This is a genomic window from Prescottella agglutinans (assembly GCF_004011865.1).
Lineage (GTDB): Bacteria > Actinomycetota > Actinomycetes > Mycobacteriales > Mycobacteriaceae > Prescottella > Prescottella agglutinans.
Genome location: NZ_RKLP01000005.1, coordinates 75,253 through 102,141 on the forward strand (window position 1 = coordinate 75,253; position 26,889 = coordinate 102,141).

Consider the following 26,889-nt stretch of genomic DNA (forward strand, 5'->3'; position numbering starts at 1 on the left):
GCAACACCCCCTTGTCCTCGACAGGTATCCCGACAGCTCCATCAGTTGCGAACTTCGCAGCTCGACAGAACCCACCCGACCCAACCTGCCTGAATCAGGTAGGAATAACTTACTGTGCGACTGCACGATTCACCACTTGAACAAGTGATCAATTGCCAGTTCGGGCTAGCCTGCCCGAGGTACACCGACGAAGGGGGTCCAACGCGTGGAGCAGACCGAACCCGAAACCACACCAGCGACACCCGAAACCGAGTCGAACACCCCGGTTCGGACGCGACGACGCAGGACCTCTCAACCTGCGGTAGCGCGACGGAAGCGACGCCGCCGCATCGTAATCGGCGGCACCTGCGCCGCGGTTGCCGTGGGCGCGTTCGGGTGCTACCTCGCGTACGAGGCGACCCAGGTCAAGTTGAATCTTGAACGAGCAGCCGCTTTCGCGACGAAGACGAAAGATGCCCTACTGGTGGGTAACTCGGATGCCGCGGCCCGCGCGGCGTCCGATGCCGACCGGTACGCGGGCCTGGCTCACGACGCCACCCACTCGGTCAGCTGGCGCATCGCCGGCGCGATTCCTGGGGTGGGCAGCCCGTTCGACACGACACGGCAGATCTCCGACGTGGTACGCGGTCTCACATCCGATGTCCTCTCCCCGGCCGTGGCGGCCGGATCGGTGATGGCGCCCGACCAGTTGATCCGCGACGGTGCACGGATCAACCTCCAGGCTCTGCGCGAGGCCGCCCCGACGCTCTCGGACACCGCGATTGCCGCCTCGGCACTGGCCGGCGACGCCACGAGTATCGGCGGCACCTTCCTCGGCCCCGTCGACGACGCCCGCCTGGAACTCCAGGAGCAGACCGCCGAACTGTCCTCACTCCTCACCAATGTCTCGACCGCAGCGGAGATCGCCCCGGCGATGCTCGGCGCCGACGGCCCGCGCAGCTACTTCGTCGGCTTCCAGACCAACGCAGAGGCTCGCGGGACCGGCGGGTTGCTGGGCGGGTTCGCCGAGATGCACGCGGTGGACGGAACCGTCCGGGTCGACGAACTCGCCAGCAACAGAGAACTGTCGGTTCAAGGAAAGCAACCGCTGGACCTGGGCCCCGATTTCGAGCGGCAGTACGGGCACAGCCGCCCCACCCAGGACTTCCGCAACAGCAACGTGAGTTCCCACTTCCCGTATGCCGCCCAGATCTGGCGATCGTTGTGGGCCCAGGAATCCGGCGCGCAGGTCGACGGCGTGATCGCGACCGATCCCGTTGCGCTGAGCTACATCCTCGACGCGATCGGACCGGTGACCATGCCCGACGGCGAAAAGGTCACGGCTCAGAATGTCGTCGAGCTGACGGAATCGACTGCATACTCGCGTTTCGCGGACAACAACACCGCCCGGAAGCGCTATCTCCAGACGGTGGCTGCCAAGGTGGTCGAACGCATGACCGGCAAGATCGCCAAGCCGCAAGCTCTGCTGGAAGCGCTCGGTAGGGCCGCCAACGAGGGGCGGATCTCGGTGTGGAGTGCCGTCCCGTCCGAGCAGGTCGTGCTCGCCCGAACCGCTCTCGGTCACACGGTTCCCGACGACGCCGCGCCATACGCCGGCGTCGTCGTGAACAATCTGGGCGGCAACAAGCTCGACTACTACCTCGAACGCGACATCGACTACACGGCCGACAGTTGCGCGGGCGACACCCGAAAGTCCAGAGTCACCGTCCGCCTCACGAACAACCTTCCGACCGGCGACTACACCAACTACGTCGCAGGCATGTTCGACAACCCGATGGGTGCACCCGTCGGCACCAATCTCACCAACCTGTCCCTCGTCGCGACGCACGGCAGCAAGCTCGACAAGGTGACCGTCGACGGCAAACCCGCCTTCGCGTTCACCGGCGCGGAACTCGGACACCCTGTCTTCGATGTGCAAGCTCCCGTACATCAGGGGAAGACAGTCGAGGTCGTGTTCGAGCTGACCGAGCCGACCAGCCCCGGAGCAGCACGGGTGCCGGTGCAGCCCCTGGTCGACCATGCCGTCGTCACAACGGACGTCCCGACCTGCGACGCCTCGTGAACGACGCCTGAATGGATCACCGACGATCGACCGGTAGCAGCCCGCCAGGTTGACACACGAGTCAAAAACAGTGCGACCCTTCGCATAATCGGAGGGTCGATGCTGTCTCGACATGTGGCATTCGCCTCGGGGCGATACGATGCTCGAACGACGCGGCGACGTCCGTGCTGCTCGAATCTGCCGGGGGATCCATGAAAACAGCGACCGCAGAAACAATCACGCGCACTCGCGACCAAGGGACACCCGGTGTGACTCTGGGAGGTGTGGTGTGGATCGCGATCATCGCGATCGTCCCGATCCACCGACTCCTGATGGTCTACGGAACCCCCCAACTGCCCTACCTGATTCTCGCAGTCATCGTCGCGTGCGCGCTGCTAGGACGCATGAAGGTTCCTCCGGCCGCCGGTGTCTGGGTCTTCGCGCTCGTGTCGATACCGCTGGCGGCCGTCATCGCGGGGACGTCGTCGAGCCTCCTGTCGAGCACCTACGTCGGAGTGAAGCTCGGGCTCCTGGTGGGTCTGACGCCCTTCGTCCTCCGGTACTACGCTGTTGAGCGGGAATCCTTTACGCGATACGCGATCGCCGCCTTCCTCACGGTCCAATCGATCTCCGCGGCGGTCGGCATCGTCCAACTCACCGGCGCTTCCGTCGCAGGACTGAGCGCCAACGCGGGCCGCGCCAACGGACTCGCCGTTCACCCCAATGTGCTCGGGATCATGGCTGCGATTGCGATCCTCGTCGCCTTCGTCCTCACCCACAGGACGACCGGCAGAAACCGTTCCCTCGCTTGGGCAGTGATCATCCTGAATGTGGTCGCCCTCATCGGCAGCGGCAGCCTGAGCTCGATGTTGTCCCTGGCCGCCGGAGCCGTGGTGTTGCTCATTGCGACGCGTGCCACGACGAAGACCGTCCTTCGGGTATGCGCCGCCGCCGTGGTCTGCAGCGCGCTCGCGCTTGCGCTCGGGTACGACCCGAGTGTCGCGATCGACCCGGTCGAAGGCAGGGTGAACACCGTCCTCGGATTGTCGAACGACGGTGTCGCGTCCCTGTCGATCCGTGAGGCCACTTACGATTTCGCGATCGAGAGCATCCGCAACGATCCACTGATCGGCGTCGGCATGGATTCCATGAATGAAGGCACTTTCAACGGGCTGACCGTCGTGCACAACTATCTTCTGCGGTCGTGGTACCAGGGTGGAATCCTGCTCTTCGCCACCTTTGCAATCATCTCGATCGCCATGCTCGGGATGATCGGACGGTCCATCCTCACAACTCGCAACGGACTTCAATCAGCCGTCATTGCCGCCGTCATTGCATTCGGCCTGACGTCAGCTTTCTACGATCAGCAGCAGTACTGGCTTCCACTGCTGTTCGCGGTCGCTGTCACGAACCTTCCCTCGGCACGAACCTCTGAGCACGAGACCGACGCCGACATCTCAACCGCCGAAGAACCGAACTCCAAGAAAGAAATCCGATCATGAGCGCTAGCCGACCGCCCTCAGACCTCACCGTCATCATTCCGGCTTTCAGAGCAGAAGGCACGATCACACGGGCGGTCGAATCGGCCCTCGCAGCCGGCGCCGAAACCGTGATCGTCGTCGACGACGGCTCCGACGACGCCACCGGAGAACGTGCGGAGTCCGCCGGTGCCGTCTGCATCCGCCAGGAGAATGCGGGGGCCGCCAAAGCACGAGCAAACGGCGCCGAACATGCCTCGAGCAAATACTTGGTCTTCCTCGACTCCGACGACGAACTCATCCCCACTGCAGTCCAGCGCTCGGTGCAGATCCTCGAGGAGAACCCATCTCTCGCAGTGTCCGCCGGCACCGTGATCGGCGTGACAGACGAGGGGACCGAGCGACCGTTCCCCGTCCGATACAGCCCGGTAGACACCGAATCGTTGCTCGTCAACGGATTCGGTCCATGGCCTCCCTGTGCTGCCGTCGTGCGTCGCGAATCCTACGTCCGGTCCAAGTCGGCTCAGCCCGCTGCCCTTGCGCCCCGATTCGCGGAAGATTACGAACTCCTCATCCGACTGTCCCTCGTCGGCGGCATCGCCGTGAGGGACGAAGCGTCGTGTCGCTACAGCCTCGCCGGTGGAAAGTCGGTGCGGTCGGCGACTTCGGCCATCGAGGCGAAGGAACGCATCCGGGAGCACTATGCCCGTCACCTGAACATCGAGATCGAGCGCATGTCCGACCGACGAATCAGGATGGCGGCTTCTGCGCGGCGAGCCCGCGCCGAATGGGCATCCGGCAACAAGATGGCCACGGCAGCGCGGTTGGGTGAGTGGTTTCTCGCCGATCCGGTCTATGCAAGCCGAAAGCTGCTGTCGAAGCCGTGGTCGAGAAACTGAGCATTCCCTACTAGCGTGCCGGAACTGCCCTTCTGACGAGAACCTTCTGCACCGCAACGGCACCGGTGCGGAAGGTCTCTCGTGCAAAGCCCGACACAAGCCATAGAAGCACGAAGTAGACGGCGATCAGGACCAATCCGATTCCGATCGCGGCAACCTGACTCGGAACCACAAGGACCGTAGCCTGTCCGATCAACCCGACCGGGACCGCGAACAGTCCGATTCCCTTCAGACCCGCTCGGAACAGTCCACCCATTTCAGTGTCCGTCGCGCGTCCACACCACCAGTACGAGATCATCCAGTTGACGCCGTATCCCACTGAGTGACCGACCGCCACTCCGACCGCACCCCACGGCAGGCCGGCCAACATCGACACGATGATCAGCGGCTGGGACACCAAGTAGAACCGGAACTGCGCACCAGTGGCCCCTTTCGCCAGAAAGACCCAGAACGTCACTTGGTTGAGGGCTCGAAAGATGCCACCGACCGTCAATGCCTGGAATATCGGCACCATCGGACCCCAAGCATCACCGAACACGATGTGCACGATGGGATCTGCCAGGCCGAAGAGGATCCCGTAACCAACCCCCAGAACGACCCCGCCCATCAACTGACCGGTCTTCAGGAAGGAATCGAACCTCTCCCGCTGATCCGCGACCCGAGTGAGGATCGGAACCGCAACCCGAGTGAGTGGGGCCGCAATCTGATTGATGGGAACCATCAACAGTTGGTATGCGCGGCTGTACATTCCGAGTTCGGCAGGCCCCCAGAAGTATCCGAGGGAGAGATTGTCCACATTGCGTGTGAAATAGGCTATTCCTTGGGTACCGAACAACCCCATCCCGAATGACAGCAGACTTCGAACCGACCCGTTTCTGTTCGGCAAGCCAGGCATCCACCTGGCGGCAACCATCGCCAGGATCAGGCCCGATATCGCGGTCACCAACTGCTGACAGACCAGGGCCCAATAGTCGGCGTTCACGAAGAGTACGTATCCCACGGCGGACGCCAGACCCACCATCACGGGAAGCGTATCGACCAATGCGAGCATCTTGAAGTCGAGTCGACGGTTCAATTCGGCCCGAAACTGCGTGGCGGCACCGTTGAGAACGAATACCGCCGCCGTCCACCTGACGATGTCGGTGAGCGCATCGTCCGCGAACACGGATGAGACAAGCGGTGCAACCGCATACGTGATCACCGCCAGTAGACAGCCGAGTCCTGTGTTGATCCAGAACAGGTTCGATTGTTGGCCCTTCGAGAGGTTCTTCTCTCGGGCGGCCGCCGTCGAAAGACCGAAGTCCCTTGCCAGCTCACCGAAAGCAACCAACGAGGCGACAATGGCGACGAGCCCGAAGTCCTCCGGGCTCAAGAGTCGAGCGAGGACCACCGTGCCTGCGAACATCACGACGATGCGGATCAGCTGACCGGCGATCGTGTACGACGCGCCGCGGGCCGCGGTGGACGCCAACGGGGAAGACTCGGTCGGATCGTCGTCGACGATATCCTTCGGTCCCGCGGTCATCTCGCGCAGCCGACCATCTCTCGCCCCACCGAGTCCAGGCGCGAGCGGGCACGGTCCACGGCCTCGACCAGGCTGTCGCGCATGGAATCCATGTCGGCCACGGTCAATGCGCCGTACTCCTTCGGCCGACGTCCTTCCCCTCCCCCAGGCCATTCCAGACCAACGGTGTCGAAGTGCCGCCTCACCTTTCCAGCCGATGTCTCGACCCAGCCGAGTGGCAGCGCGCCCTCGGTGGCGCCCACGATGAGCCCGTGCAGCCTGTCGCCCACCACTAGTGCACTCTCGGCGTAGATTCGCCGTACCTCGGTCTCGCGCACCCGATGATCACAGGACTCCCAAGAGGACACCGAACCGCCCAGCTCGCCGGCCAGCCAAGCCGCCATCGCCGCATCGCGGCGCACCTGAACCACGACGACGGGCGCGAGGCCGTGCAGGTCGGCGGTCTCCTTGATCCACGAGATCCATTCGGACGAGGGGCGTTCGCGGTCTCCACGGATCACGATGGCCAGTAACGAACGATCGCCCCTCGGCTTCCACTCACCGGTCGCTGTGCCGAGCGCAAACGCCCAGTCGGGGGCCACGCCGCCGGTGACAGCGACGACGGCCCGAGATTCGTCGTCCCTGAAGCGCACGTACTCACAGAGGCCCGCAACCAGCGCGTACGGCCAGGCCAGGAAGCTTCGGCCTTGCTGCCGCGGCACACCCGCCCCGACCCAGACACCTCTGCCACCGCGGACTCGCATCCACAGGATGAGCATCGCGAGAGTGAGCATGCGAAGTGCCCCCTTGCGGGACACCGGGACCTCCCCCGCATTCACCGCGACGACGGTCGGCCCGGCCGAACCCGCCCGCAGTGCAGCCGAATACCATTCGCCGTAGCTTCGAAAGGCTCGCTCCGAGGGAAACAGTCCCAAACCGGCGAGAAATTCGTCGCTGGCTGCGCCCGTCCACGGGTTCACATCGCCGTATTCCCTCAGCCTCGCGATATACGCGCGGCGCAGTAGAGAGTCTCCGATGTTCTCGTCTTGTCCTGTGGCCCAAACGAAGACACTCGGTCGCGAGCCGCCCGATTCATCTCCACCGCTCATCCCAATGCCGTCTTTTCGAACTCGTCGGGCCGTGATCCGCTCATCGCCAATGCACGAATATCGTTCACGAGCGCCTCACGCCCCACACTGGCGGTGTCCAGCGCGCGTCGCTGGCGTGAGCGGTAGTCGTCCCGCACCTCCGGGTCCGAGATCAATTCGTCGATCTGCCTCAGGATCCGCTCGGGCTCGAACATGTTGACATTGTGGACATAGTCCGCAATCCCCAGGTCCTCGAAGGCTCCGAAGCCCTTGCGCTCGTAAGCCAGATGAATCACGAAGTGACCTGCGCGAAGTGCCATCAGCGCAGCATGAAGACGTACGGCGACAACGACGCGCGTTTCGGACCCTGGGGTCATCAGTTCGCTACGAGTGAGAATCCGCGTCGCGCCGATCGAGTTCATCACGGAGCGATCGTCGTTACCGCTGGTAGCGCTCTGAACGTAGCCCTCGAACGTGCCGATCTGTCGGCAGAGGTCGAGAACGAGAGGCGGCACGACACCGCGCACCGGTCGTGCGCTCACGACGGGTACGGGTGCCGGCGGGGCATCACCGAGTTCTGCATCCGCACCGAGAATGGCAAGGTCGGACGCACGTACCGCGCCGTAGGGGCCGTATTCGGCGAGACTCCGGTCGTCACGAACGTAGAACCGCCGCACCTTGCCGACGCCCTGGCCGATCATCTTGTACGTGAACGACTTCGCTGGTCCCACGCTCTGAGGAAGATAGATCGTGGGTGTCGATGTCCGTCCCGCCGCCAGCAGCTGCGGTCCGTGAACGAGTGCCATCTTGGCCGCCTCTTCGAGGTATCCCGCTCGCAAGTAGCCGCCGCCGACACCGACGACCAGGTCGAGGTCATCGAGTCCGCGCAACAGATCCAGGTATGCACGGTCGTAGCCGCGCTTTCCGGGCGCCGAGTTGACCGTCGTAATTCCGAGGTACTCGAACGTTTCCGGGTGGGAGGCCGCGAGGATGAACTCGACATCGTCCCCCAGCGCCTCGCGGACTATCCCGAGCGACTCCTCGACCAGCAGGCCGTCTCCGGCGTTCGATGCGCTGTAGCCGTGCAGCAGAGCAACCTTCACCTGTCCACCACCGATCTGTAGACCTCTACATGTGCGTCGACACTCTTGTCCCACGAGAAGGTCGAGGCCCACGCTCGCCCGCGCTCGGGGGCGGTCGTCAGCCACTCGCTGTCCCCCAGCGCATCCCGAACGGACGCCGCAATCGACTCGCGATCGATATCGGCGGTGACCATCGCGGGTCCCGCCACCTCACGCAGGGCCCCACGCTGTGAGGTCACCACCGGGGCTCCCGCCGCCATCGCTTCGAGCACCGGAAACCCGAAGCCCTCGTACTTGCTCGGAAACACGAAGGCGGTGCACCGCTGCATCAACGCGATCTTGTCGTCCTCCGAGATGAAGCCGAGGTATCGGACGTTGCGGCTCGCAGTGATCGCTGCCATCGACTCCTCGGAGTCCCAGGCCGGCTTTCCCGCGATCAGCAATGGAAGTCCTGCATCAGCCAGCGGCCCGCATGACATGGCCTCGACCAGTTCCACCAGATTCTTGCGCGGCTCGATATTGCCCACGTACAGGAGAAACTCGGAAGGCACCTTCGCGCTGATGTCCTCCGACAGGGTCCTCGATCGTGCAAACTTCTCGCAGTCGATTCCGTGAAGGATCACCGAGATCGATTCTCGCTCCACGCCGAACACGTCGGCGATGTCGTCGGCGCTGGATTCCGAGACCGTGATGACCCGGTTCGTTCGCTTGATTGCCGCGCCGACCCTGGCACGCCAGACCCGCTCGGCGTGGGGTTTGCGTACGCCCTCGACCCACTTGCTTGCCACCCCGTGAACCGTCACGACCGATGGAGACCTGGTCGAGATCAACGGCCCGGTGTCAGCGACGTAGTGGAGGACCTGGTCGGGTACCGGTCGTGCCAACGCCTGCGCCGTCTCGAGGGCGAGCGTCCCGACGGGATTGTCCACGTACCGCATCGACGAGACCTCGACTCCGCGATCGCGGAGACCGGAGGCCAGTGTGCGTGCGTACGTGGTGTTTCCACCGACATGCCGCTCGAGAATGCGACCGGGCATGAGAACCTTCATGCTGCCTCCTCCAGCGAGACTCCGTACAGGTGCGACAGTGCCCGGCTCTGGACACTCGACGAATGGATGTCGTGCGATCGCGCAGCGGTCTGCTGGACCGATGCCCGGTAATTCGCGTCGTGCGCGAATCGCAGGACACTTCTCGCTGCGTCCTCGGCATCACTTCCGGCGGACGCGAACCCGAGTCCGTCGAGTGTCGCGATCGCCCGGGTGAGCACCGGTGTGCCCAGCGAGACCGCCTCGAGCAAGGTCATCGGTGCGCCCTCCCAGCGGGCAGGGTGAAAATAGAGATCCGCCTGGGCCATTCGCTCGAGTGCCTCACTGTTCGGAAGCCACCCGGTCACCGTCACTCCGGCATCGACCAACCGCTGTTTGAGAGGCGCCTCGCCGTCGCCGATCCACGTCCAGTCGACCGACGGGTCATCGACACGCTCGACGACCTGCGCCAGGAAGGACGGGTCCTTCTGCGCCGAGATTCGGCCGACGGTCACGACCCGCGTCCGTGCAGACTTCTCCGGCCTGCCCGGCGAGACGGATCGCGACACGTCACCGGCAACGTTCGGCAGGTAGGTCACGGCCGCGCGCCCGGAGACCAGTCGAGCCGCAGTCGCCGCCTCGTGTGGGCTGATGGCAGCGATCGTGTGCGGGCCGCGGCTGAGAAGGTACTCCGTGCCGAGATACCCCGCGCGGACGAGCGGACTGATGTCACTCCGCAGGAACGAATAGGAGTGGGGCGTGTACACCACCTTCACCCCGGGAAAGCTGAAGGCCCGCAGCGCCCCCGCGAAGCTCGAGTGCAGGTGCACGACCCTCGGCTGCTTCGCTCGGATCACTCGGCGTGCCGACGAGATGAACTTCGCCATCGACCCCTCGAGTCGAGTGATCTCGACATCGGGGATCTCACCGACGTCGTGCGCCTGCCGCGTTCGCACGACCAATTCGTGGCGGAACCCCGGCGAGTTCTCGATGTAGCGGCTGATGGCGGTCTGGACGCCACCGCCATACGCCTCCGACACATGGAGTACGTCCGGCCGGTTCTGCGACTGCTGACGTGCTACCTGCGACGTCAGCATCGACCCATACCCCGGTAGATCCACCCGGCGTCTCGCCATTCCTCCGGCCGCAGGCAGTTTCGTCCGTCGATGATGCTCTGGTGGCGCACCCGTGCGGCTATCCTGGCCGGCCGCATCTCACGGAACTCCTTCCATTCCGTGAGGACGAGCACGACATCGGCGCCTTCGACCGCGTCGGCCACGCTGGTCGCGTACCCGAGCGTCGGGAAGAGCCGACGAGAGTTGTCCATGGCCTTCGGGTCGTACACGGTTACGGTCGCGCCCTGAAGCTGGATCTGCCCGGCGACATTGAGGGCCGGCGAGTCGCGCACGTCGTCCGATTCCGGCTTGAAAGCGGCACCGAGCACGGCTACCCGGGTACCGAGAAGTGTTCCCCCGCACGCTTCGCGAGCCATCTCGACCATACGGGTGCGGCGACGCATGTTGATCGCGTCCACCTCACGGAGGAAGGTCAGGGCCTGATCGGCGCCGAGTTCGCCGGCGCGAGCCATGAAGGCGCGGATGTCCTTCGGCAGGCATCCGCCGCCGAATCCGACGCCCGCGTTGAGGAACCGTCGGCCGATCCGGGCGTCGTGGCCGATCGCGTCCGCCAGCGTGGTGACATCCGCGCTGGCCGCCTCGCAGACCTCGGCCATCGCGTTGATGAACGAGATCTTCGTGGCCAGAAAGGCGTTCGCAGACGTCTTGACAAGCTCTGCGGTCGCGAGATCGGTTACGAGGAAGGGAATCTCCTCTTCCAGGAGTTGTGCGTACACCTCACGGGCTACCTCCTCGGCACGCCCGGGGCGATCGCGATCCACGCCGAGCACGAGCCGATCCGGGTGCAAGGTGTCCTGGACGGCGAAGCCCTCCCGCAGGAACTCGGGATTCCACGCGACCTCGACGCCGACGCCCGCCGGCGCGAGTGCCCGTGCCCGGGCCCCCAGCCGCTCCGCGGTTCCCACCGGAACGGTCGACTTGCCGAAGATCACCGCCGGTCGGGTGAGAAGCGGTGCGAGCCGGTCGATCACCGCGTCGACGTACGTCAGGTCCGCTGCGAACTCGCCCTTCTTCTGGGGTGTGCCGACACCGATGAAATGGATGTCCGCGAACTCCGCGGCTTCCTCGTAGGACGACGTGAACCGGAGCCGGCCCGCGGCGATGTTGCGCTGCAGGACTTCGTCGAGACCGGGTTCGTAGAACGGAACCTCGCCGGCCGCGAGCTTGGCGAGCTTCGATTCATCGACGTCCACGCCCAGAACCTGGTGGCCGAGCTCCGCCATGCACGCGGCGTGTGTCGCGCCCAGGTATCCGGTACCGAATACCGCAACGGATGCACTCATTGATCTGCCTCATCTTCGAAACTCGGGGTCGACGAACTCCCGCACCGGCGGGTGCAGGTTCTCGTGCGTCGTATGGATCAGGGGTCGTCGTCGCGCGACGTGCGACGGTCAGTACGCTCCGCTACCGGCGGTGACGGCGCGGACGGTCTTGCCGACGATGAGGATGTCCTGCATCATCGACCAGTTCTCGACGTACGAAAGATCAAGTCGCACAGTCTCGTCCCACGAGAGGTCGCTTCGGCCGCTGACCTGCCAGAGTCCGGTGAGTCCGGGCTTGACGAGCATGCGACGCCGGACGGTGCCGTCGTACGCCTCCACCTCGCGGCGCAGCGGCGGACGCGGTCCGACCACGCTCATCTCTCGGCGCAGCACGTTCACGAACTGCGGTAGCTCGTCGAGGCTGTACTTGCGCAGGAACTTTCCGACCGGGGTGATGCGGGGATCGTCCTTCATCTTGAACAGGACGCCGGCGCCTTCGTTCTGACCGAGGAGTGCGGCGACCTGCTTGTCGGCGCCGTCGACCATGGTGCGGAACTTGAGCATCGGGAACGGTCTGCCGTTGATACCGATTCGCTCGGACTTGTAGAGGATCGGGCCCCTGCTGGTCGTCTTCACGGCGACCGCGGCCGCGAGCATCACCGGCGACACCGCGATGAGGGCGGCCAGCGCGAAGCACGTGTCGAAGGCGGTCTTCCCGAAACGCTTCGCACCGTGGTAGCGCGGCTTCTCGACGTGGATCAGGGGGAACCCGGCGACCGGACGCATCACCAGCCGCGGGCCGGAGACATCGACGACGCCGGGGGCGACCACGAGGTCGACGTTGTGGGGTTCGAGATCCCATACGAGACCGCGGATTCCGTCGTGGCCCAGCTGCTCGGTCGCGGTGACGACCACCGTGTCCGCGCCGCAGGCACCCAGCGCGCCGATCACGTCGTACTCGTTTCCGAGAACGGGGATCTCGCGCCCGTCGACCACGAGGTGCTCGTCCTCGCGGTAGCCGTAGCCCGGCATGCAGACACCGACGACGCGGTAGCCGGACGACGAGTCCCGCTCGAAGTTGCGGGTCATCGTCAGAACCGACTGGGGGCTCCCCACCACGAGCACCGACGTGTGGCAGTCGCCCTTGGCGCGCCGCCGAGTGACGACCTTGCGCATCGCCCACCTGCCGCCGAGTAGTCCGGCGAGTCCGAGCGGGAAGGCGATCGCGAGGTATCCGCGCGCAATGTCGGCGCGGAAGAGCAGGCTGAGGATTCCGATGAGCCCGAACAACTGGAACGTTGCGGTCACGATGCGGCGGTATTCCTCGGCACCGGCACCGATGACACGCGTCGAACGCGTGCGGTGAATCGCCAGCATGGCGAGCCACAAGCCGGCCAGGGCGACCGACATCATGGTGTAGCTCAAGCCGGAGATGCCGGCCGTGACGGCCTCGGGTGTCGTACCGAACCGCGCGATCTGCGCGGCCGCGACCGCTGCTCCCACGATGACGGTATCGACGATGCGCAGCCGGCTCACATAGCAGTGCTGCCAGATACTGCGCGAATTTTGTTGCGGAGAAGCTTCATTCACCAGGCGAAGCGGAGATACCCCGTCACCCTCCGCTTCCGTACCCGTTTCCAGGTAGCGCGAAGCCGTCACGCCTTCACCTCCATCGACCATTCACATGACATGACCCCCGACGGGTCGATCTGCTTGTCGAGCCCGGACGGCAGCGCTCGAAGAGAACTACCGCCCGTGTCACCTGCCCCAATCCCCCCGGCCCGGCGCACGAAGGCGACGACACCGGCTGGGGTTCGCGTTCGCTTCGGCGGGATCCTCCGTCCCGCAAAGCTTTCGATCACCCCTGAGGCAGATGCGCTTCGGACGTCGAACTCGCGTGACGCCCTCCGCTGTACGGAATCGTTCTAGCACGGGCCAATGCCCGCCAAAAGTTGAAACGAACGACCGAAAGAGTTGGGCGTTCGTCCGATTCGGCCACATCGGAACCTGGACGAACGTTCACATCGATCCATCCCCGGGACCAAAGGCTCTACGCGAAAATAACAGGGAGAACGACCCTTTAACGCCTATCGGTACGGTAGTACTACTCTCCGGTAACCGAGTCGACCTGCAGCGACCGCGGGCGCCTTGCGGCGTTCGAGTCGGGAAATCGGCGCCGCCGGGCCACGGCACCGCCGGTCGACACTCCCGCGACCGGGCCGGAACGGGGCGACGCCGCGACCTGAATCGATGCACAAGACCGGGCGCTGCTCGCAGACCGCGCCATCTGTCAATGTGAGACAAAACACATCTTGCAGCAGCGAGAAAACGCTTCGATTTCCCGCGAGCTGGGAGTATGTGAATCTTCAATCAGCCGACCGTCAGCGGTCGGTGGAGACCTTCAGAAGATGACGGTCAGCGGCCCTGAGTGCTGGGGTGCGTCGCAAAGTTGAGGTACGCCCGCGACGGCGTCGGGCCGCGCTGCCCCTGGTACTTCGAACCGACCGCGGAACTGCCGTACGGGTTCTCCGCCGCGCTGGTGAGTCGCAGCAGGCACAACTGGCCGATCTTCATGCCCGGCCACAGCGTGATGGGCAGGTTCGCGACGTTCGAGAGTTCGAGGGTGATGTGGCCGCTGAACCCCGGATCGATGAATCCGGCAGTCGAGTGCGTCAGAAGCCCGAGACGACCGAGGCTCGACTTGCCCTCCAACCGGCCGGCCAGATCGTCGGGCAGGCTGCACACCTCGAGCGTCGAGCCGAGAACGAACTCCCCCGGATGGAGCACGAACGGCTCTCCCGGCACCGGTTCGACCAACGACGTCAATTCGTCCTGTCGGAGCGCGGGGTCGATGTGCGTGTACTTGGTGTTGTCGAAGACACGGAACAGACTGTCGAGTCGAACGTCCACGCTGGACGGCTGCACCATCTCGGGATCGAACGGGTCGATGCCCAGTCGTCCAGAAGAAATCTCGGCACGGATGTCACGGTCTGAGAGCAGCACAGCAAGAGGCTACCGGGGAGGTCATTGTGACCGGCGACGACCTCGAACATCGTCGAACGCGACACGGGTTCCAGTCGGCCTCGAACACACTGTCGGCAGCTTCTGCTACAGTTGCCGCTTGCAGGGTAAAGCCCTGCATGCCGATGTAGTTCAATGGTAGAACATCAGCTTCCCAAGCTGAATACGCGGGTTCGATTCCCGTCATCGGCTCCATCCATCCAGCGGCAGGGTGTTCACCCATTAATGCCCGTTGTGTTCCCTTTTGAATCTGCGTACGAAATCGACATTCGACTTCCTGCACAACTCCACCCGTCTGGACAACTTCGGTCGCCTCTGGCATGAATTCAGGGCGAGCTGAACCGCGTGCCCGCTCGGCCGCCTTGAACGGACAGCTCTCTCGATGTGGTCGAGGTCGAGTAGCGGAATCCGTGGATTTCGCTGTGGTGCAGGGTGGCTATCCTCCAATTCGAGTGGACCGAGGGTTCTCCGCGGACGTCCGGTCTCGATCACCGGACGGGCGGACTGCAGCCGATACTCCGGGACGTACCGCTTGCGTTTGCCCGACATACGGACATCCTCGTCAGGGGTCAACCTCAGTGTTTTCTGCACGATGTCCGCCCTGGCTATGCTGTTCCCCCGTAGATAGTGCAGATAAAACAGAAGCGGTAATCATGACGCAGCCAGCGCCCGGTTGGTATCCAGATCCATCCGACCCTGCAAAGAACATCTATTGGGACGGCACCGCATGGGCCGCTCCGGTTGTCACGTCTTCGGCGTCCAACCCCGGACCAAGCAGGCAAAGAGCGGTTGCGATCGGCGTCTGTGTCCTGGTTGGCATCGGATTGGTGATGTCCATGCAGTCGGTCAGCCTCCTGACCGGGTCTGGCCCAATCTGGACAGGCGTCGGAGTCGTCGGAGCAGGCGTGGCTGTTGCTTTCTTCTTTGGTGCGGCGAAGTGGGTCCGGGTGGTCGCGGCCGTCATTTTGACACTCGCGCTTGTCAACGCTCTTTACATCGAGAACCAGATGTCGAACAAGCGCGACGAACTATCACACATCTTCGACAACTAAAGTCCGAGGCCGCATGTTGAGCTGTCCCGGGTTTGATGCGGCTTCCTTCCTTCAAGAGGATGCAGTTCGCAGGGCGTGGTCTGACGACCATTCAAGGCGTGACTACCGACTGGTCAGCCCAGCCGCTCCGCTACCAACGCATCACAACCCGCGATAGGTGAACACCCTTCCACCCATTTCCATCTCTCTTCGCCTCCGACGATGGCTACTCCCTCTCGACAGACCTTCACGCCCGATCGTCTCAAGAGCGATGTTGAAGCCACCCGACGCATCGGGCTCGCGCAAGACCGTGGGCCGACCGTGCACTTGTTGGAACCAGAATCACCGCGAATCACCACCAGCATCGAATTGTCGAGGATCGTCACCGGATCGCCGTAGAAGGCGCGTTCGACTGGCAACTGCGAGTCGGTGCTTGAACACTGTGACCCGTGCAGCTACGGACGATCGCCGGCCAAGGATGGTGACCGGACTCCGGCGATCGGGAGTGGGCTCTGCACCCATACTTACCCTGTTCGGGGCAACAAGAAGCCGACAGACAAACGAACAAGGGGCGAGCGGTCATGCTTTACACATGGGTCGAGTCGGCCGGAGGCCCCCTGCTGATCGCCCCCGAATCAGAACTTGGTCACTGGGGCGGCACATCCGACGACCTGGACGGACCCGTAGAAGCATGGGGCGACTACGGCCGCGCCTGCTCGGTTGACGGGTACATCGGCCTGGTCACGATCGGCTCTCAGCAGGCATTGGTCCTTGGAGACGAACCCGCTCGCACGACATATCTCCCAACCGAACGGGTGTTTCTGCGATGGGCAGCGGCAGACTCCGAAGAAGAACTCGTCGCCGCCGCGCAGCAAGCATTACAAGCACACATCACATGGGATGAGGACGAAGACCTCGTCTGGGAAATACGAGAGCCCGTCATGCTTTTCGACTCGGCATGGCCGGGAGCTGAGATCGAACTCGAAAACCAGCTCCACATCGCCCTCGATCCAGGGCAATACCGAGTCCGGGCAACCTACATCAACGGCCCGGACAACTGGATGATCCTCGTTCAGCTCCAGCCAACCGTCGGCAACCACCTCAACGACACAACCCTTACCACCGAGTCACATCCGCCACACGCTTCATCCGTCAGCGATGAGTTTGGGCGGCGGATCGGGTCTGCCTTGGCATGACTCGAATTTGTTGCCGACACCGTGACGCAACTGACCTACAACATCTACGGGTGATCCGATGACCACTGTCAACGCCAATGAAATCGCCTTGGGCATCGAGTCGTTCGGTGACGACGACGCGCCACTCGTCGTACTCGCCGGCGGAACGACGATGCTCTCCTGGCCAGACGCGCTGTGCGAGCGCCTCGTCGCCGGCGGGCGCCGTGTGGTGCGCTACGACCTGCGCGATAGCGGGAAGTCGACGACGACGGATCCGGAGGCGCCCGACTACACCTTGCGCAGCCTCGCCGCCGACGCCGCTGCCCTGGCCGACGCGCTGGGCGGCGGGCCTGCACACCTCGCAGGAATCGGCGTCGGTGGGATGGTCGCCCAGGTCGCCGTGCTCGACCATCCCGGCGTCTTCTCGGCGCTCACCCTGGTCGGCACCCGCCCGGTTGCCCCTGGCCGGCCCGACGATGACCTCCCCGACCATGACCAGGCGACGATGAGCCGACTGTTCGCACGCCCGATGCCCGATTGGACCGACCGCGAGGCGGTGGCCGAGTTCGCCGCCGCCGGCGCGGAGATCCTCGGCGACGACCCCGTCGCCGCGCGCGCAACAGCTGCGCGCATCTGGGACCGCACTCCCGGCACCGCACCCCCGGTCCAGATGGCCAACCAGATGGGCATGGTGTTTTCCAGGCTCGACTGCAACCCCCGCTGGCGCGAGCGCCTGCCCGAGATCGAGGTCCCCACGCTCGTCGTCCATGGCCGCCGCAACCGGTTCTTTCCCGTCGGCAACGGCGAGGCGATCGCGCGCGAGATCCCCCGGGCACGGCTGCTCGTCCTCGAAGAGGCCGCCACTGCGATCCCCGATACGGCGGTCGGCGAGGTCACCGAGGCGATGCTCACGCTCGGATAGAGGGCGCTGTTCACGGGAACCGATTGGCGATTGCCGAGATGATCGCGTCCGGCTCGTGTTCCTGGATGAAGTGCCGCGCGCGGGGTAGCTCGACAACGTCGAGATCGGCAAAGGCGGCATGCATCCGCGGGATGCACGCGTTCGGACGGAAGATCATGTCCCGCATCCCCCACACCGCCAGCGCCGGCTTGTGTCCCAGCAGGGCGGGTACGTCTCGGGCGAGACGGTCCAACAGCGGGCGTGCGTCGCGAATTTCCTTGGGCATGAACGTGAGCCCGCGTCGCGATTCCTCGGTGGGTTGCACCAAGCGGTAGTGGTCGGCCTCGACCTCGGTGAGCGTGCGGCCCAGCTCCCCGAGCAGGAATCGCTCCACCAGCAGATTCTGGCCGAGTATGCGTCGTTGCATGGGGCGGCTGCTCATGATCACGCTGAATGCTCGGTTGGCCAGCGGCTCGATCGGCCAGAACACCGTGTTGCCCAGCACCACCCCTCGGACTCGATCTGCCCGCGCAGTTGCCGCGCTCAGCCCGATGGGGCCGCCCCAGTCGTGGCCCATCACGACGAAGCCGTCCAGTTGCAGATGGTCGATCAGTTCGCCCAGGACCGTCGCGTGCTCGGTGATCCTGTAGTCGAAATTCTCCGGCCGTTCGGACAGCCCGAAGCCCAGATGATCCACGGCGATGCACCGATACTGGGCGCGCAGGCCCTTCACGATGCGGCGGTATAGGAAACTCCACGACGGTGAGCCGTGACAGAACAGAATCGGCGGTCCGGATCCCTCATCGATGTAGTGCACCCGACCGGCAGACGAGTCGAACCATCGCGACTCGAAGGGATACAGGGTCTTGTCGGGAACGAAATCGATCATCATTGAGCGCCCTCCTCGTCCGGACCATCTCTTCATGTCGCCCGACAGGGCCGGCGCACGCTCGGTGACCACACCCAGGCCACCGAATCCCCCTACGCAGCAACCCCCACCGCGAGGTTGCGCTACAGGTGTAGCGCAACCATCACCAAAGTACGCTACACCTGTAGCGTGTGGTTGTGCCTACACGAGCAACCGGCGCCGATGAACGCCGAGAACTGGTCGCGAACAGCGCCATCCGCATCATTGCCCGCGACGGACTTCGCGCGCTCACACACCGCGCGGTCGACCAGGAAGCCGGGATCCCGCAGGGGTCGACCTCCCACCATGCAAGAACCCGGCTCGCGCTACTCGAACTCGTCGTCGACGCGCTCGCCGAACGCGCGATAGCTGACGCCAAGCACGCCGCAGATGCCCTGAGCGCAACGCCTCAGAGCGAACACCAACTGAGCATCACCGAGCTTGCCGGCGTGGTCGCCGCGCTCGTCGAGAGACTCTCGGACCGCCGTGACGACATGAAAGCCCGCTACGCGCTCATCCTCGAAACCGATGACGTTCCCCTGCTTCAGGGGAAGCTGACTACACAGTCCGAGGTCCATGCGATTACCAGAGAGGTGACCTCGTCACTCCTCGCCAGCGCGGGCCTTCCCAATTCCGACGAACGAATCGAGGAGCTGATCGCGCTCACCGACTCCTTGGTGTTCACGCGGACGGTCATTCACGCAACCACCCCCCTGGAATCCATCCTCACTGCCTATCTGCGCGGTGTCGCCCCAGCTCCGACCACCTCTACCGGGAAGTCGTGAGGTCTGACGCCATATCGGGTCGACAGGCGTCGTGTGGTCGAGGGCTCCGAGAAGTGTGGTCACCGACCGACGAATCAGCAAAGACCTCCGGGTATCAACTCGCCGGATCCCGGTAGTTCTCACCGGGGACAACCGCAGCGGGATGCGGTGTTATCAAGGGGACGCCGCTCGGCGTCTCAACAGCACTAGCGCAGAGGATCCAACTTGAAGCGTTCAATCATCGTTGCATTGGCGGGCGCAACCATCGCCCTCGGCACCGCGGCTTCGGCATCTGCCGCGCCGGTAGACCTCGAAAATCCGGCCCTCCCTGTCGCCTCGGCGGGCAGTTCCGGCAGCAGCGACTTCTTCTACCCGCACGATGGCCAGAACTCCGGATCCACCAACCTCTCCAACGGTGTCGCCACGGCTTCGTTGAACGTGCTGTGCACGGTGTTCCTCGGCGGCAAGACGCTTGCAGACTGCATTCCAGACGATCTGTAATCCCAGGATGGGTGTGAAGCCGATGGCACGCCTCGTGTTCGCGCCCTTGTCCGCGCCAAACCGGGCTCCGCACTGAGTCACCTCAATGGCGTTGGTGAGCATCGCTCCCCCATCCAGGCGGACCGCCGCTCACCCACCCCGGTTCGGGTATATAAAGCGTGCAGGCCTTTTGGTAGATGCTTGCCCCTACATCTCGTCGCCGCCGATGTTCACCATCCGAGCTCAGCGGCGGGTACGCATTCATTCGTGGCGAGCATGACGCCCGACCGGTCGGGCGTTCGACGGTGGCCACACCCCTGCCCCACCGCCCGGGGGCAGGGGCGTGACGGAGATGCTCGAACCGGACCGGTTCAACGCACTCGACATTGAGGTGAACGCCCCTCCACACATGCCACTCCCGTGCTCAGGCTTCTCCTCCGCGCATCCCTTCGCTCACCCCCGCGCGGCTAGCGGCATAGCGCGGATCGCCCGAAGTTCGTCCTGAGCCGATGGCGGTAAGTGGCGGCGAGGCGTCGCGAATCGGCAACAAGCCCCGGCTAGCCTCTGGGCATGCTGGCCACCGCGATCATCGTCATCACGTTTGCCCTGGTTTTCTACTCCATCGGTGTGTGGTCGGAACGCATCCAGAAGACCTTGAAGTGGTGGCATGCCGGCGCCTTCGCGCTCGGCCTGGTCTGCGACGCCACCGGCACCTTCCTCATGAGTCGAATCTCCGACGAGTCATCGGAAACCGCAACGTCCACCTTCAACAGAATCATGATCGTCACCGGCGCTGTGGCTATCGTGCTCATGGCCATTCACCTGGCGTGGGCCGTCATTGTCCTGCTCCGCGATCGCCCCTCGGAGAAGGCGAAGTTCCACCAGTTCAGCCTGGTTGTGTGGACGATCTGGCTGGTGCCCTATTTCACGGGGGCCATCGGCGCCATGACCGGCTAGTGCGGCCCGAGCGGCGCCGTCCGTGGAGCCGATCCGGATTTGTACGATCCGGAGTTCTCGGTTCGATGTCGCCGATCCTCTTGTCTCAGAGGTGTATGCCGACGCAAGGCAGTTGGTCGGGCAACGACGGATCGTCAGTGGGGAGCGTGCAGCAGCAGTTCGGCAATGGCCTGTACGCGGCCGAGAGTGATGCCGGTTCGCTGCTCCACGGCCAGCGGGTGGTCAGTGGGTTCCAATTCAACCGTCGGCCGAACGCCGACGGCCTGGCTGTGCACCTTGGTCTTCAGGTTCAGAGTCGTGGGTTCGTATGTGGGCAGCTCGGTGGAGAGCCAGCCGAAATACGGTGGCTCCTGTATCCGCTCCGGACTTGTCCACAACTCCGTCATGCGGGCGAAGTTGGTCTGGCTCAGCGAAACCCACACACCCCATTCGAAGTCTTCCACCGCATCCGCGAGAGGCAGGATCAGTCGAGCCCTGACAAAGAAATGTTCCCTGCCGATCACGCACTGCTCGTCACCGAGGACGTTTCCCGAAGCGCCGTCCAGGCCCTCGCTCCAGTAGACGGGAGCGAGATAGCCGTAGCTGAATGGCAGGCCATCATGTTCCTGGCCGCAGTGCGAGCAGAGGAACCCCAGATCCGTTGGCATGCCCCAAGCATAGAAGCCGGACACCGCGCCTTCATACGGAGAAGTACGGCAGGAGCGGTAAACATCAGGACGAATATTGATCCTTGTACGGGCACGCAGAACCACCTGACCCAGGCTGGAAACAGGGGAGATGACGATGAACTATTTGGAAGCCTACGATCGGGAATCCGGCCGGCTGTCACGCGAATACCGCTTGAACGACCTCGATCTCGCGGACCTGAAGCGGCTACTCGGTATCGGCGAACGGCTCGAACTATACGGGTACGACGTTCCAGCCTCGCTCGTTCCGGAATTGGGCAAGTACACCGAAGAACCGGTGATCGTGGACGAATCCTGCGACTACCAGGTCGGATTCTTCCGAGAGTAGGGCGCCCGTCGAAGGACACAGCAAATTCCTGAAGGATTGCAGCGTACGTGGGCAGAGGGAACACCGTGTAACGCAACCGGAACGGACACCTACCGGATGGCCGTGCCCGCCCGACTGGTCCGCGGATTACGGGCTAGGTGTCGTACTCGCCGTCGTCCCATGGGGCGTAGAAGGCCATGTAGTCGCCCGGTTCGACCGTGACATTCCAGTACCACTCCGGGTCGTCCTCCGAATCCGGTCCGTGAAGGATCAACCCGAACTCGTGCCCGTGCGCCATGACGGAGAAGGGGGCGACGGTGATGTCGCCGAACGAGACGGGTTGAATCTCCGAGAGCAGATGCTCGACGGCATTCTCCTGCTCGTCGAAGTGCACGACGTTACCGGGAAGGGCGCCATCCCCGGGTCGGGTTCCCAATGGAATAGTCGTCGAATTCACCAGCGCGCCGGACGCATCGAACAGGTACCTGGCTGCGAACTCCGCCCCGGGCCCGTCATCGCTCGCCGAAGCAAACGGCGTCGTGACGAAGAACTGGTTGCCGTCAATTGTCGTCCCGACGTACGCCGCGTGGTAGTCGTCGTGCGCAATCACAAGGGACCGGGGTGCCGGCTGCCCATCAGCATCCCGCAATCCGGCATCGAGACGATCGGTCACCAGAGAATGATAACGAGATCAGTTGAAAATGGGACTATTTGGATACCGTGCCCGCGCGGCGGATCCGCGCAATACTGGGTCGACGTATTGAACATGGCACACCACACGAAGTTGGGGGAGCATGAAAATTTCACAGCGATTTGCCTCTGTCGCGGCCACCGGGCTCATGGGCACAGCAATGTTCGTTGCGGCGCCAGGCACGGCCGGCGCCGCTGAACCGGCTGAACCCTGCCTGCTCGGGTGGTCCAATGTGGGACCGCGATCGTGCGTCATGGCGAACGTCGGGATGGCCCCGGTGTGGACGCTGGGCGACGGCATCTGCCCGGCCATGCTGACCGCCGCCGGCACCGCGTTCGACGGACCGATGTATAGGTACGGCAGCTCCCCGGGACCGTCCCATTCCATCGAATTGCGAATCACGCAGGGCTTCTCACCGCTGGGCGAATGGGGATCGACCGTCCTGGCCTGCGACGCGACCGCGATCATCGATTGGCAGAACCTCGACACCGGCCAGAGCGGCACGGTGAGTCAGCACGTCCCCGTGACCAGCACGAGCACCTTCCCGAAGTTCGTGTACGTGGGTACTGGCCCGGGACGCGTTCGACTCACCATGCGGACCGACCACCCGAGCATTCCGGTCACGACGGATGTGGTCGTCCCCTGACGTCGACTGCACCCCGTGCACAGGGCGTCGAGGACGCCCTGTGCACGGATCCGTTGCCTCCCTCGACTGCTCGCGTCGGGATGTGGCACTTGGAGGCATTCGACAGGGAGTCCGAGCTGCAAGTTCGTGACTACGCCCTGCCCGGATTGAACACCGCCGAGCTGAAAAGGCTCCTGAACCTCGGCGACAGCGTGGAGATTGGCGGGGTGAGGTTCCCACTCGAAGCGGGGGTTACGACATTCCACCCGAAACGCTCCCCAGCATCGCGGAGTACATCGGCGAGACGTTCGAGGCCGACGATTCGTGGGACTACCAGGTCGGGTTCTACGAAGAATGACAGGTACACCGGGGACCGTCGTTCAGCCGCCACCGGCGCCCGACGGCGCCGAACTGCCGCCGAGCAGAATCGTGCCGATCAGATTCGGATCGTCGATCATCGGCACGTGCCCGATCCCGGGCAGGACCATCACCCGCGCCTGCGGGAAGACGGCGTGTACCCGTCTGGCCTCGTACACCGGCAGAATCATGTCCCGCCGACCCCACGCCACCGTGATCGGGACCTCCGTATCGACGACCGGCGGAAGCTCGAACGAGGCTGTCCGCATCTTGTCGACCACGGTGTTCGTGGCGAGCGAATGCGTATTGATCACGGCATCCTCGTACGACACGCGGCCAGGGTGACCGTAGAAGGTGACGAGGGACGCACAACGAACCGCCTTGTATCGCATGCCCTTCGCCATCCTCGGACCCATCGCCCGGGTGACGGCGCGCGGCATTCGGAACATGAGATCGGCGCGAACCTGATCGGCATGGCCGACAAAGAAGCCGGCCGGTGCAAGCGCGGTCGCCGACGCGACCTCTCCGCGGGCCGCGAGAGCGAGGGCGAGCCAGCCTCCGAGGGAGTTTCCGGCGATGTGCGCACGCTCACCGGGCGGTGTCACCGATCGGACGAAACCGCGCAATTCCGAGAGGAGTTGGGCCGACGCATCCGTCCCGTCGTCGGCCAGCGGCGCGGACTCCCCGTGACCGGGAAGGTCGACAGTGACGACCCTGCGGTAGGGCGTCAACTGGTCGAGTAGCACTTTCCAGACCTGCCGACGGTCGACCAACCCGTGCACGAGCACCAGGGTGGGTCCAGAACCGGCGACGTCGTGACGCAGTTCCATCTGCACACACTACCGCTGGGAGAGGGCAATCGGACGTGCTCCACTCGACCACCCGCCCGGCGTATCGATGCCCGACGCATGCAGCCGGAATCTCGGGTCAGTCTCGACCACCCGGATCGGGCCGTGCCGCGGCGCCGAGGTCGGTACGCTGACGTGAAACAACAGGAGCGGATCCAACTCTGGAGGATCACGACGTGCGCCCTGGAGCGAGCCGCCGTTCGTTCGCCGCCCGGTTCGCGGCGGCCGTGACAGTCCCCTGCGCTCTGGCACTCTCCTCGGTGTCCGGGGCGACGGCGAATCCGCCGCCGGACCCGGCCGGCACGACAACGGTGTTCCAGATCCCGTTGAGGTTCGTCGCGGGATGCTCGTTCAGCATCCTCGAGTGCTGGGGCCTGCCGCCGTTGTCGACGGTCCTCCCGGCGGCCACACCGAGCGGACCCGGAACGGTGACCTTCGGGGCGGAGCACGCAGCACGGGTCTCGGCGGCCTCGATGGAGTGCCTCGACGTGTGGGTGCACTGGCGAAACCTGACCACCGGGACCACCGGCACCACTGTTCTCCGCCGTGTCGCGGTCGACTACACCCGGCCCTTCCCGCCGGATCCGTGGTGCCGATACACGCCCGGGGTGGCGGTCACCGGTGACGGCGCAGTCGTCGCGACCGCCGACATCGTCGCGTTCGGTGCGCCGCCCGACGCGTACCGAACAGTGGTCAACCCGGGCTTCGGCACCATCCAGCTCCCCTAGTGCGCGGTCACCGAAAGCCCCGCGGCCTGCTGTCCCCGAAAATCGCCGCCGCAGCCCTTGCGGGGCTTGCGCATTGGCGGTTCCCTCGCTTCAGGGCCTTGGCGTGGACGGCGTGCGTCGCCGCGGCAGCCTTCCACCTGTGGTTCGAATTCGTCGTGATCGCGTCCTTCGCAGGTCCGGCCGTATAGCGGCGTGACGGTAGATCGCACATTCCACCGAACGGTCAGCGCGCATCAATCCGGTTCACACGTTTGATCGTTCGCGGGGAGCTCACCGGTTGTCAGGTAGTGGGTGGCGAGAGCGGCTGCACAGGAACTCGTTCCGGGGACTCCGCCTGGCAGCCCGAACGGCATCCGTTGCGGCAGCACCAGGTGCGCCGACTTGCCCTCCACGGTGACCAGCCGCGATCCTGGAACCCTGCCGCGGAGGCTCTCGGCCCCACTCGCCGGGGTGACGGCGTCACGCTCGTTGGTGATGAGCAACATCCCGGGCACCTGCTCCAAACCAGCTTGCGACTCCTGCTGAGGCTGCGCGGGGTACGGCCACTGTGCGCACGCGGCCGAGAATCCGAGCCCGAGGTACGTCAGCGGCGCATCCGCAGCCACCTGGCGTTGCTCTGCCCGAATCGCGTCCGTGTCCCTGCTCCACTCGAAAGAGTTGCAGTTGAACGCGGTCCACCATCCCTGCCGTGGTCCACCCGAGAGCACTGTTCCGAGTGCGCGATCGATGAACGGGGAGACCTGGAACTGGGAGGTCATCCCGATCACGGCCTGAATCGACGCCAACGACGCGCCCGCGGAGCGAGCGGCGCGAATGTTGACGAGCTTGGACAGCACCGCCTCGTGCGCGGCGTTGCCGACCCCGAACAGGACCGTGTTCAGGTCGTTCGCGGTGAAGGTCTGCGATCCCAGAAGACGGATCGGTTGGGCAACAAGCTCGGAGCGAAGCTGCTCGATCGATGCCAGGACCTGCTGCGAGGTGTCGCCGAGAACCGTGCCACGCGCCGCGGCCCAGGGGGCGAAGGACGTCTCGACTGCTCGCTGCCTCGCTCGATACCGTTCTTGCAGAACCTCATTCGCACCCTTCACGGGGTCGACGACAGAATCGAGTACCCATCTGTCGACGCGGTCGGGGAAGGTGCGTGCGAGTTCACGTCCGAGGGCCGTTCCCTGCGATACCCCGAGATAGCTCCACCTGTCCGCCCCCAGGAGCCCTCGGACGAGGTCGAGGTCGCGAACGGTCTGCCAGTAGTTGACGAACGGCGCAGTCGATTCACCGTCGGGCGTCCTGGCCGCGCCGGCAAGGCAGGCGTCGGTCCACCGCCGCGCCTCTTCGAGTTGGCGGTTGGTCGACCGATCCGAGGAGTCGAGAACGTCGTATCCGTCCCTCGGACCGTTCCCGAGGAGAGTCGGGTCGCCGGAGATGGTCGGATCGCACGACTGGGCCGTCGAGGACGTCGCGGTGCCCCGCGCGTCGAAGCCGATCACGTCGAACGACTCTCGCAGCGCGGGCATTCCGCCCGTGAAGCTGTACGGGTCGAGAAGAGTGCCGGCCCCGGCACCTCCGGAACTCGTCAGCAGCGGCGCCGAGCCGGGACGGGTACCGGGGAGCCGTGAGACCCAGAAGTTGGCCTCGTGGCCATCTGCCGGGTGCGCCCAGTCGAGAGGGGTTCGGACGCGGGCGCACTCCAGACCCGACAACACCACCGAGCGTGCTGCCGCGTAGCCGTCCCCTGCCAGCGCATGCTCGACAACGTCAGCCGGACACGGATGCCAGTCGAGCCTTTGGTTCGTGAATCCGGCCCCCTCGGGCGCCGGACTCGCGGCCGCGCTGAGACCGCCGGTGCACCCCAGAATCAATGCCGAGGCAACAGCCACGGCACGCCCCGCGGTACGC

25 protein-coding genes and 1 tRNA gene are annotated in these 26,889 nt (G+C 64.5%); 13 read left to right on the top strand and 13 right to left on the bottom strand.

Going from position 1 to position 26,889, the window contains the following annotated elements:
* Positions 1 to 205: 205 nt before the first annotated feature.
* The 3 genes from EGT67_RS10995 to EGT67_RS11005 all read left to right on the top strand — a co-directional run bounded on the left by EGT67_RS10995 (position 206) and on the right by EGT67_RS11005 (position 4,418).
* Complete coding sequence (locus EGT67_RS10995) at positions 206 to 2,062, top strand: DUF4012 domain-containing protein (protein ID WP_421958117.1); 1,857 nt, start codon at positions 206 to 208, stop codon at positions 2,060 to 2,062.
* A gap of 266 nt (positions 2,063 to 2,328) precedes the next feature.
* Positions 2,329 to 3,543 (top strand): O-antigen ligase family protein, encoded by a 1,215-nt coding sequence (locus EGT67_RS11000; RefSeq protein ID WP_241565975.1) that lies wholly within the window; start codon positions 2,329 to 2,331, stop codon positions 3,541 to 3,543.
* Positions 3,540 to 4,418, top strand: a complete 879-nt coding sequence (locus EGT67_RS11005; protein WP_127916121.1) for a glycosyltransferase family 2 protein — start codon at positions 3,540 to 3,542, stop codon at positions 4,416 to 4,418. The genes EGT67_RS11000 and EGT67_RS11005 overlap by 4 nt, the downstream gene beginning before the upstream one ends.
* Before the next feature lie 10 nt (positions 4,419 to 4,428).
* Here EGT67_RS11005 and EGT67_RS11010 read toward each other — a convergent pair whose 3' ends face one another.
* The 8 genes from EGT67_RS11010 to dcd form a co-directional block, all read right to left on the bottom strand.
* The gene (locus tag EGT67_RS11010) at positions 4,429 to 5,943 is read right to left on the bottom strand and encodes a lipopolysaccharide biosynthesis protein (protein WP_127916122.1); all 1,515 of its coding nucleotides are present in this window, start codon (positions 5,941 to 5,943) and stop codon (positions 4,429 to 4,431) included.
* Positions 5,940 to 6,902, bottom strand: coding sequence for a polysaccharide pyruvyl transferase family protein (locus tag EGT67_RS11015; RefSeq protein WP_127916123.1), 963 nt, complete (start codon positions 6,900 to 6,902; stop codon positions 5,940 to 5,942). Before EGT67_RS11015 ends, EGT67_RS11010 begins: the two co-directional genes overlap by 4 nt.
* 125 nt (positions 6,903 to 7,027) lie before the next feature.
* Positions 7,028 to 8,113: a polysaccharide pyruvyl transferase family protein gene (locus tag EGT67_RS11020; RefSeq protein ID WP_127916124.1), complete on the bottom strand. Its 1,086-nt coding sequence runs from the start codon at positions 8,111 to 8,113 to the stop codon at positions 7,028 to 7,030.
* Positions 8,110 to 9,141, bottom strand: coding sequence for a glycosyltransferase family 4 protein (locus EGT67_RS11025; protein ID WP_127916125.1), 1,032 nt, complete (start codon positions 9,139 to 9,141; stop codon positions 8,110 to 8,112). The genes EGT67_RS11020 and EGT67_RS11025 overlap by 4 nt, the downstream gene beginning before the upstream one ends.
* Positions 9,138 to 10,214: a glycosyltransferase family 4 protein gene (locus EGT67_RS11030; RefSeq protein ID WP_127916126.1), complete on the bottom strand. Its 1,077-nt coding sequence runs from the start codon at positions 10,212 to 10,214 to the stop codon at positions 9,138 to 9,140. The genes EGT67_RS11025 and EGT67_RS11030 overlap by 4 nt, the downstream gene beginning before the upstream one ends.
* The gene (locus EGT67_RS11035) at positions 10,208 to 11,536 is read right to left on the bottom strand and encodes a UDP-glucose dehydrogenase family protein (RefSeq protein ID WP_127916127.1); all 1,329 of its coding nucleotides are present in this window, start codon (positions 11,534 to 11,536) and stop codon (positions 10,208 to 10,210) included. The genes EGT67_RS11030 and EGT67_RS11035 overlap by 7 nt, the downstream gene beginning before the upstream one ends.
* A gap of 108 nt (positions 11,537 to 11,644) precedes the next feature.
* Positions 11,645 to 13,195, bottom strand: a complete 1,551-nt coding sequence (locus EGT67_RS11040) for a sugar transferase (RefSeq protein ID WP_127916128.1) — start codon at positions 13,193 to 13,195, stop codon at positions 11,645 to 11,647.
* Positions 13,196 to 13,930: 735 nt separating this feature from the next.
* Positions 13,931 to 14,518: a dCTP deaminase gene (gene dcd / locus EGT67_RS11045; RefSeq protein WP_127916129.1), complete on the bottom strand. Its 588-nt coding sequence runs from the start codon at positions 14,516 to 14,518 to the stop codon at positions 13,931 to 13,933.
* A 139-nt stretch (positions 14,519 to 14,657) separates the two neighbouring features.
* Between dcd and EGT67_RS11050 the strand changes: the two genes are divergently transcribed.
* The 4 genes from EGT67_RS11050 to EGT67_RS11065 all read left to right on the top strand — a co-directional run bounded on the left by EGT67_RS11050 (position 14,658) and on the right by EGT67_RS11065 (position 17,664).
* Positions 14,658 to 14,731, top strand: a tRNA-Gly gene (locus EGT67_RS11050).
* 458 nt (positions 14,732 to 15,189) lie between these two features.
* The gene (locus EGT67_RS11055) at positions 15,190 to 15,588 is read left to right on the top strand and encodes a DUF2510 domain-containing protein (protein WP_127916130.1); all 399 of its coding nucleotides are present in this window, start codon (positions 15,190 to 15,192) and stop codon (positions 15,586 to 15,588) included.
* Between the two features lie 560 nt (positions 15,589 to 16,148).
* Positions 16,149 to 16,763, top strand: coding sequence for an Imm21 family immunity protein (locus tag EGT67_RS11060; RefSeq protein ID WP_127916131.1), 615 nt, complete (start codon positions 16,149 to 16,151; stop codon positions 16,761 to 16,763).
* A 58-nt stretch (positions 16,764 to 16,821) separates the two neighbouring features.
* Positions 16,822 to 17,664 (top strand): alpha/beta fold hydrolase, encoded by an 843-nt coding sequence (locus tag EGT67_RS11065; protein ID WP_127916132.1) that lies wholly within the window; start codon positions 16,822 to 16,824, stop codon positions 17,662 to 17,664.
* A gap of 10 nt (positions 17,665 to 17,674) precedes the next feature.
* Here EGT67_RS11065 and EGT67_RS11070 read toward each other — a convergent pair whose 3' ends face one another.
* The gene (locus EGT67_RS11070) at positions 17,675 to 18,535 is read right to left on the bottom strand and encodes a haloalkane dehalogenase (RefSeq protein WP_127916133.1); all 861 of its coding nucleotides are present in this window, start codon (positions 18,533 to 18,535) and stop codon (positions 17,675 to 17,677) included.
* A 173-nt stretch (positions 18,536 to 18,708) separates the two neighbouring features.
* Between EGT67_RS11070 and EGT67_RS11075 the strand changes: the two genes are divergently transcribed.
* The 3 genes from EGT67_RS11075 (at position 18,709) to EGT67_RS11085 (ending at position 20,751) form a co-directional block, all read left to right on the top strand.
* The gene (locus EGT67_RS11075; RefSeq protein ID WP_127916134.1) at positions 18,709 to 19,335 is read left to right on the top strand and encodes a TetR/AcrR family transcriptional regulator; all 627 of its coding nucleotides are present in this window, start codon (positions 18,709 to 18,711) and stop codon (positions 19,333 to 19,335) included.
* A 204-nt stretch (positions 19,336 to 19,539) separates the two neighbouring features.
* A complete protein-coding gene (locus EGT67_RS11080) occupies positions 19,540 to 19,815 on the top strand; it encodes a hypothetical protein (RefSeq protein ID WP_127916135.1) in 276 nt (91 codons plus the stop codon).
* A 549-nt stretch (positions 19,816 to 20,364) separates the two neighbouring features.
* Entirely contained in the window at positions 20,365 to 20,751 is a 387-nt protein-coding gene (locus EGT67_RS11085; RefSeq protein ID WP_127916136.1) for an HsmA family protein, read from the top strand.
* A 134-nt stretch (positions 20,752 to 20,885) separates the two neighbouring features.
* Here the strand turns inward: EGT67_RS11085 and EGT67_RS11090 are convergent, their stop codons facing one another.
* Complete coding sequence (locus tag EGT67_RS11090) at positions 20,886 to 21,398, bottom strand: DUF2199 domain-containing protein (protein ID WP_127916137.1); 513 nt, start codon at positions 21,396 to 21,398, stop codon at positions 20,886 to 20,888.
* 136 nt (positions 21,399 to 21,534) lie between these two features.
* Between EGT67_RS11090 and EGT67_RS11095 the strand changes: the two genes are divergently transcribed.
* A complete protein-coding gene (locus tag EGT67_RS11095; protein WP_127916138.1) occupies positions 21,535 to 21,765 on the top strand; it encodes a DUF7683 domain-containing protein in 231 nt (76 codons plus the stop codon).
* Positions 21,766 to 21,898: 133 nt separating this feature from the next.
* Here the strand turns inward: EGT67_RS11095 and EGT67_RS11100 are convergent, their stop codons facing one another.
* Positions 21,899 to 22,417, bottom strand: a complete 519-nt coding sequence (locus EGT67_RS11100; RefSeq protein WP_127916139.1) for a hypothetical protein — start codon at positions 22,415 to 22,417, stop codon at positions 21,899 to 21,901.
* A gap of 271 nt (positions 22,418 to 22,688) precedes the next feature.
* Here EGT67_RS11100 and EGT67_RS11105 point away from each other — a divergent pair, with 271 nt between their 5' ends.
* Positions 22,689 to 23,081 carry a hypothetical protein gene (locus EGT67_RS11105; protein ID WP_127916140.1) on the top strand — a complete coding sequence of 131 codons (393 nt, stop codon included), beginning with the start codon at positions 22,689 to 22,691 and terminating at the stop codon, positions 23,079 to 23,081.
* Between the two features lie 359 nt (positions 23,082 to 23,440).
* On the opposite strand, the gene EGT67_RS11110 is transcribed toward EGT67_RS11105, so the two are convergent.
* Complete coding sequence (locus EGT67_RS11110) at positions 23,441 to 24,247, bottom strand: alpha/beta fold hydrolase (RefSeq protein ID WP_127916141.1); 807 nt, start codon at positions 24,245 to 24,247, stop codon at positions 23,441 to 23,443.
* A gap of 194 nt (positions 24,248 to 24,441) precedes the next feature.
* Between EGT67_RS11110 and EGT67_RS11115 the strand changes: the two genes are divergently transcribed.
* Entirely contained in the window at positions 24,442 to 24,993 is a 552-nt protein-coding gene (locus tag EGT67_RS11115) for a hypothetical protein (protein WP_241565976.1), read from the top strand.
* A gap of 233 nt (positions 24,994 to 25,226) precedes the next feature.
* On the opposite strand, the gene EGT67_RS11120 is transcribed toward EGT67_RS11115, so the two are convergent.
* Positions 25,227 to 26,870, bottom strand: coding sequence for an alpha/beta fold hydrolase (locus tag EGT67_RS11120; protein ID WP_164877534.1), 1,644 nt, complete (start codon positions 26,868 to 26,870; stop codon positions 25,227 to 25,229).
* Positions 26,871 to 26,889 lie beyond the last annotated feature (19 nt).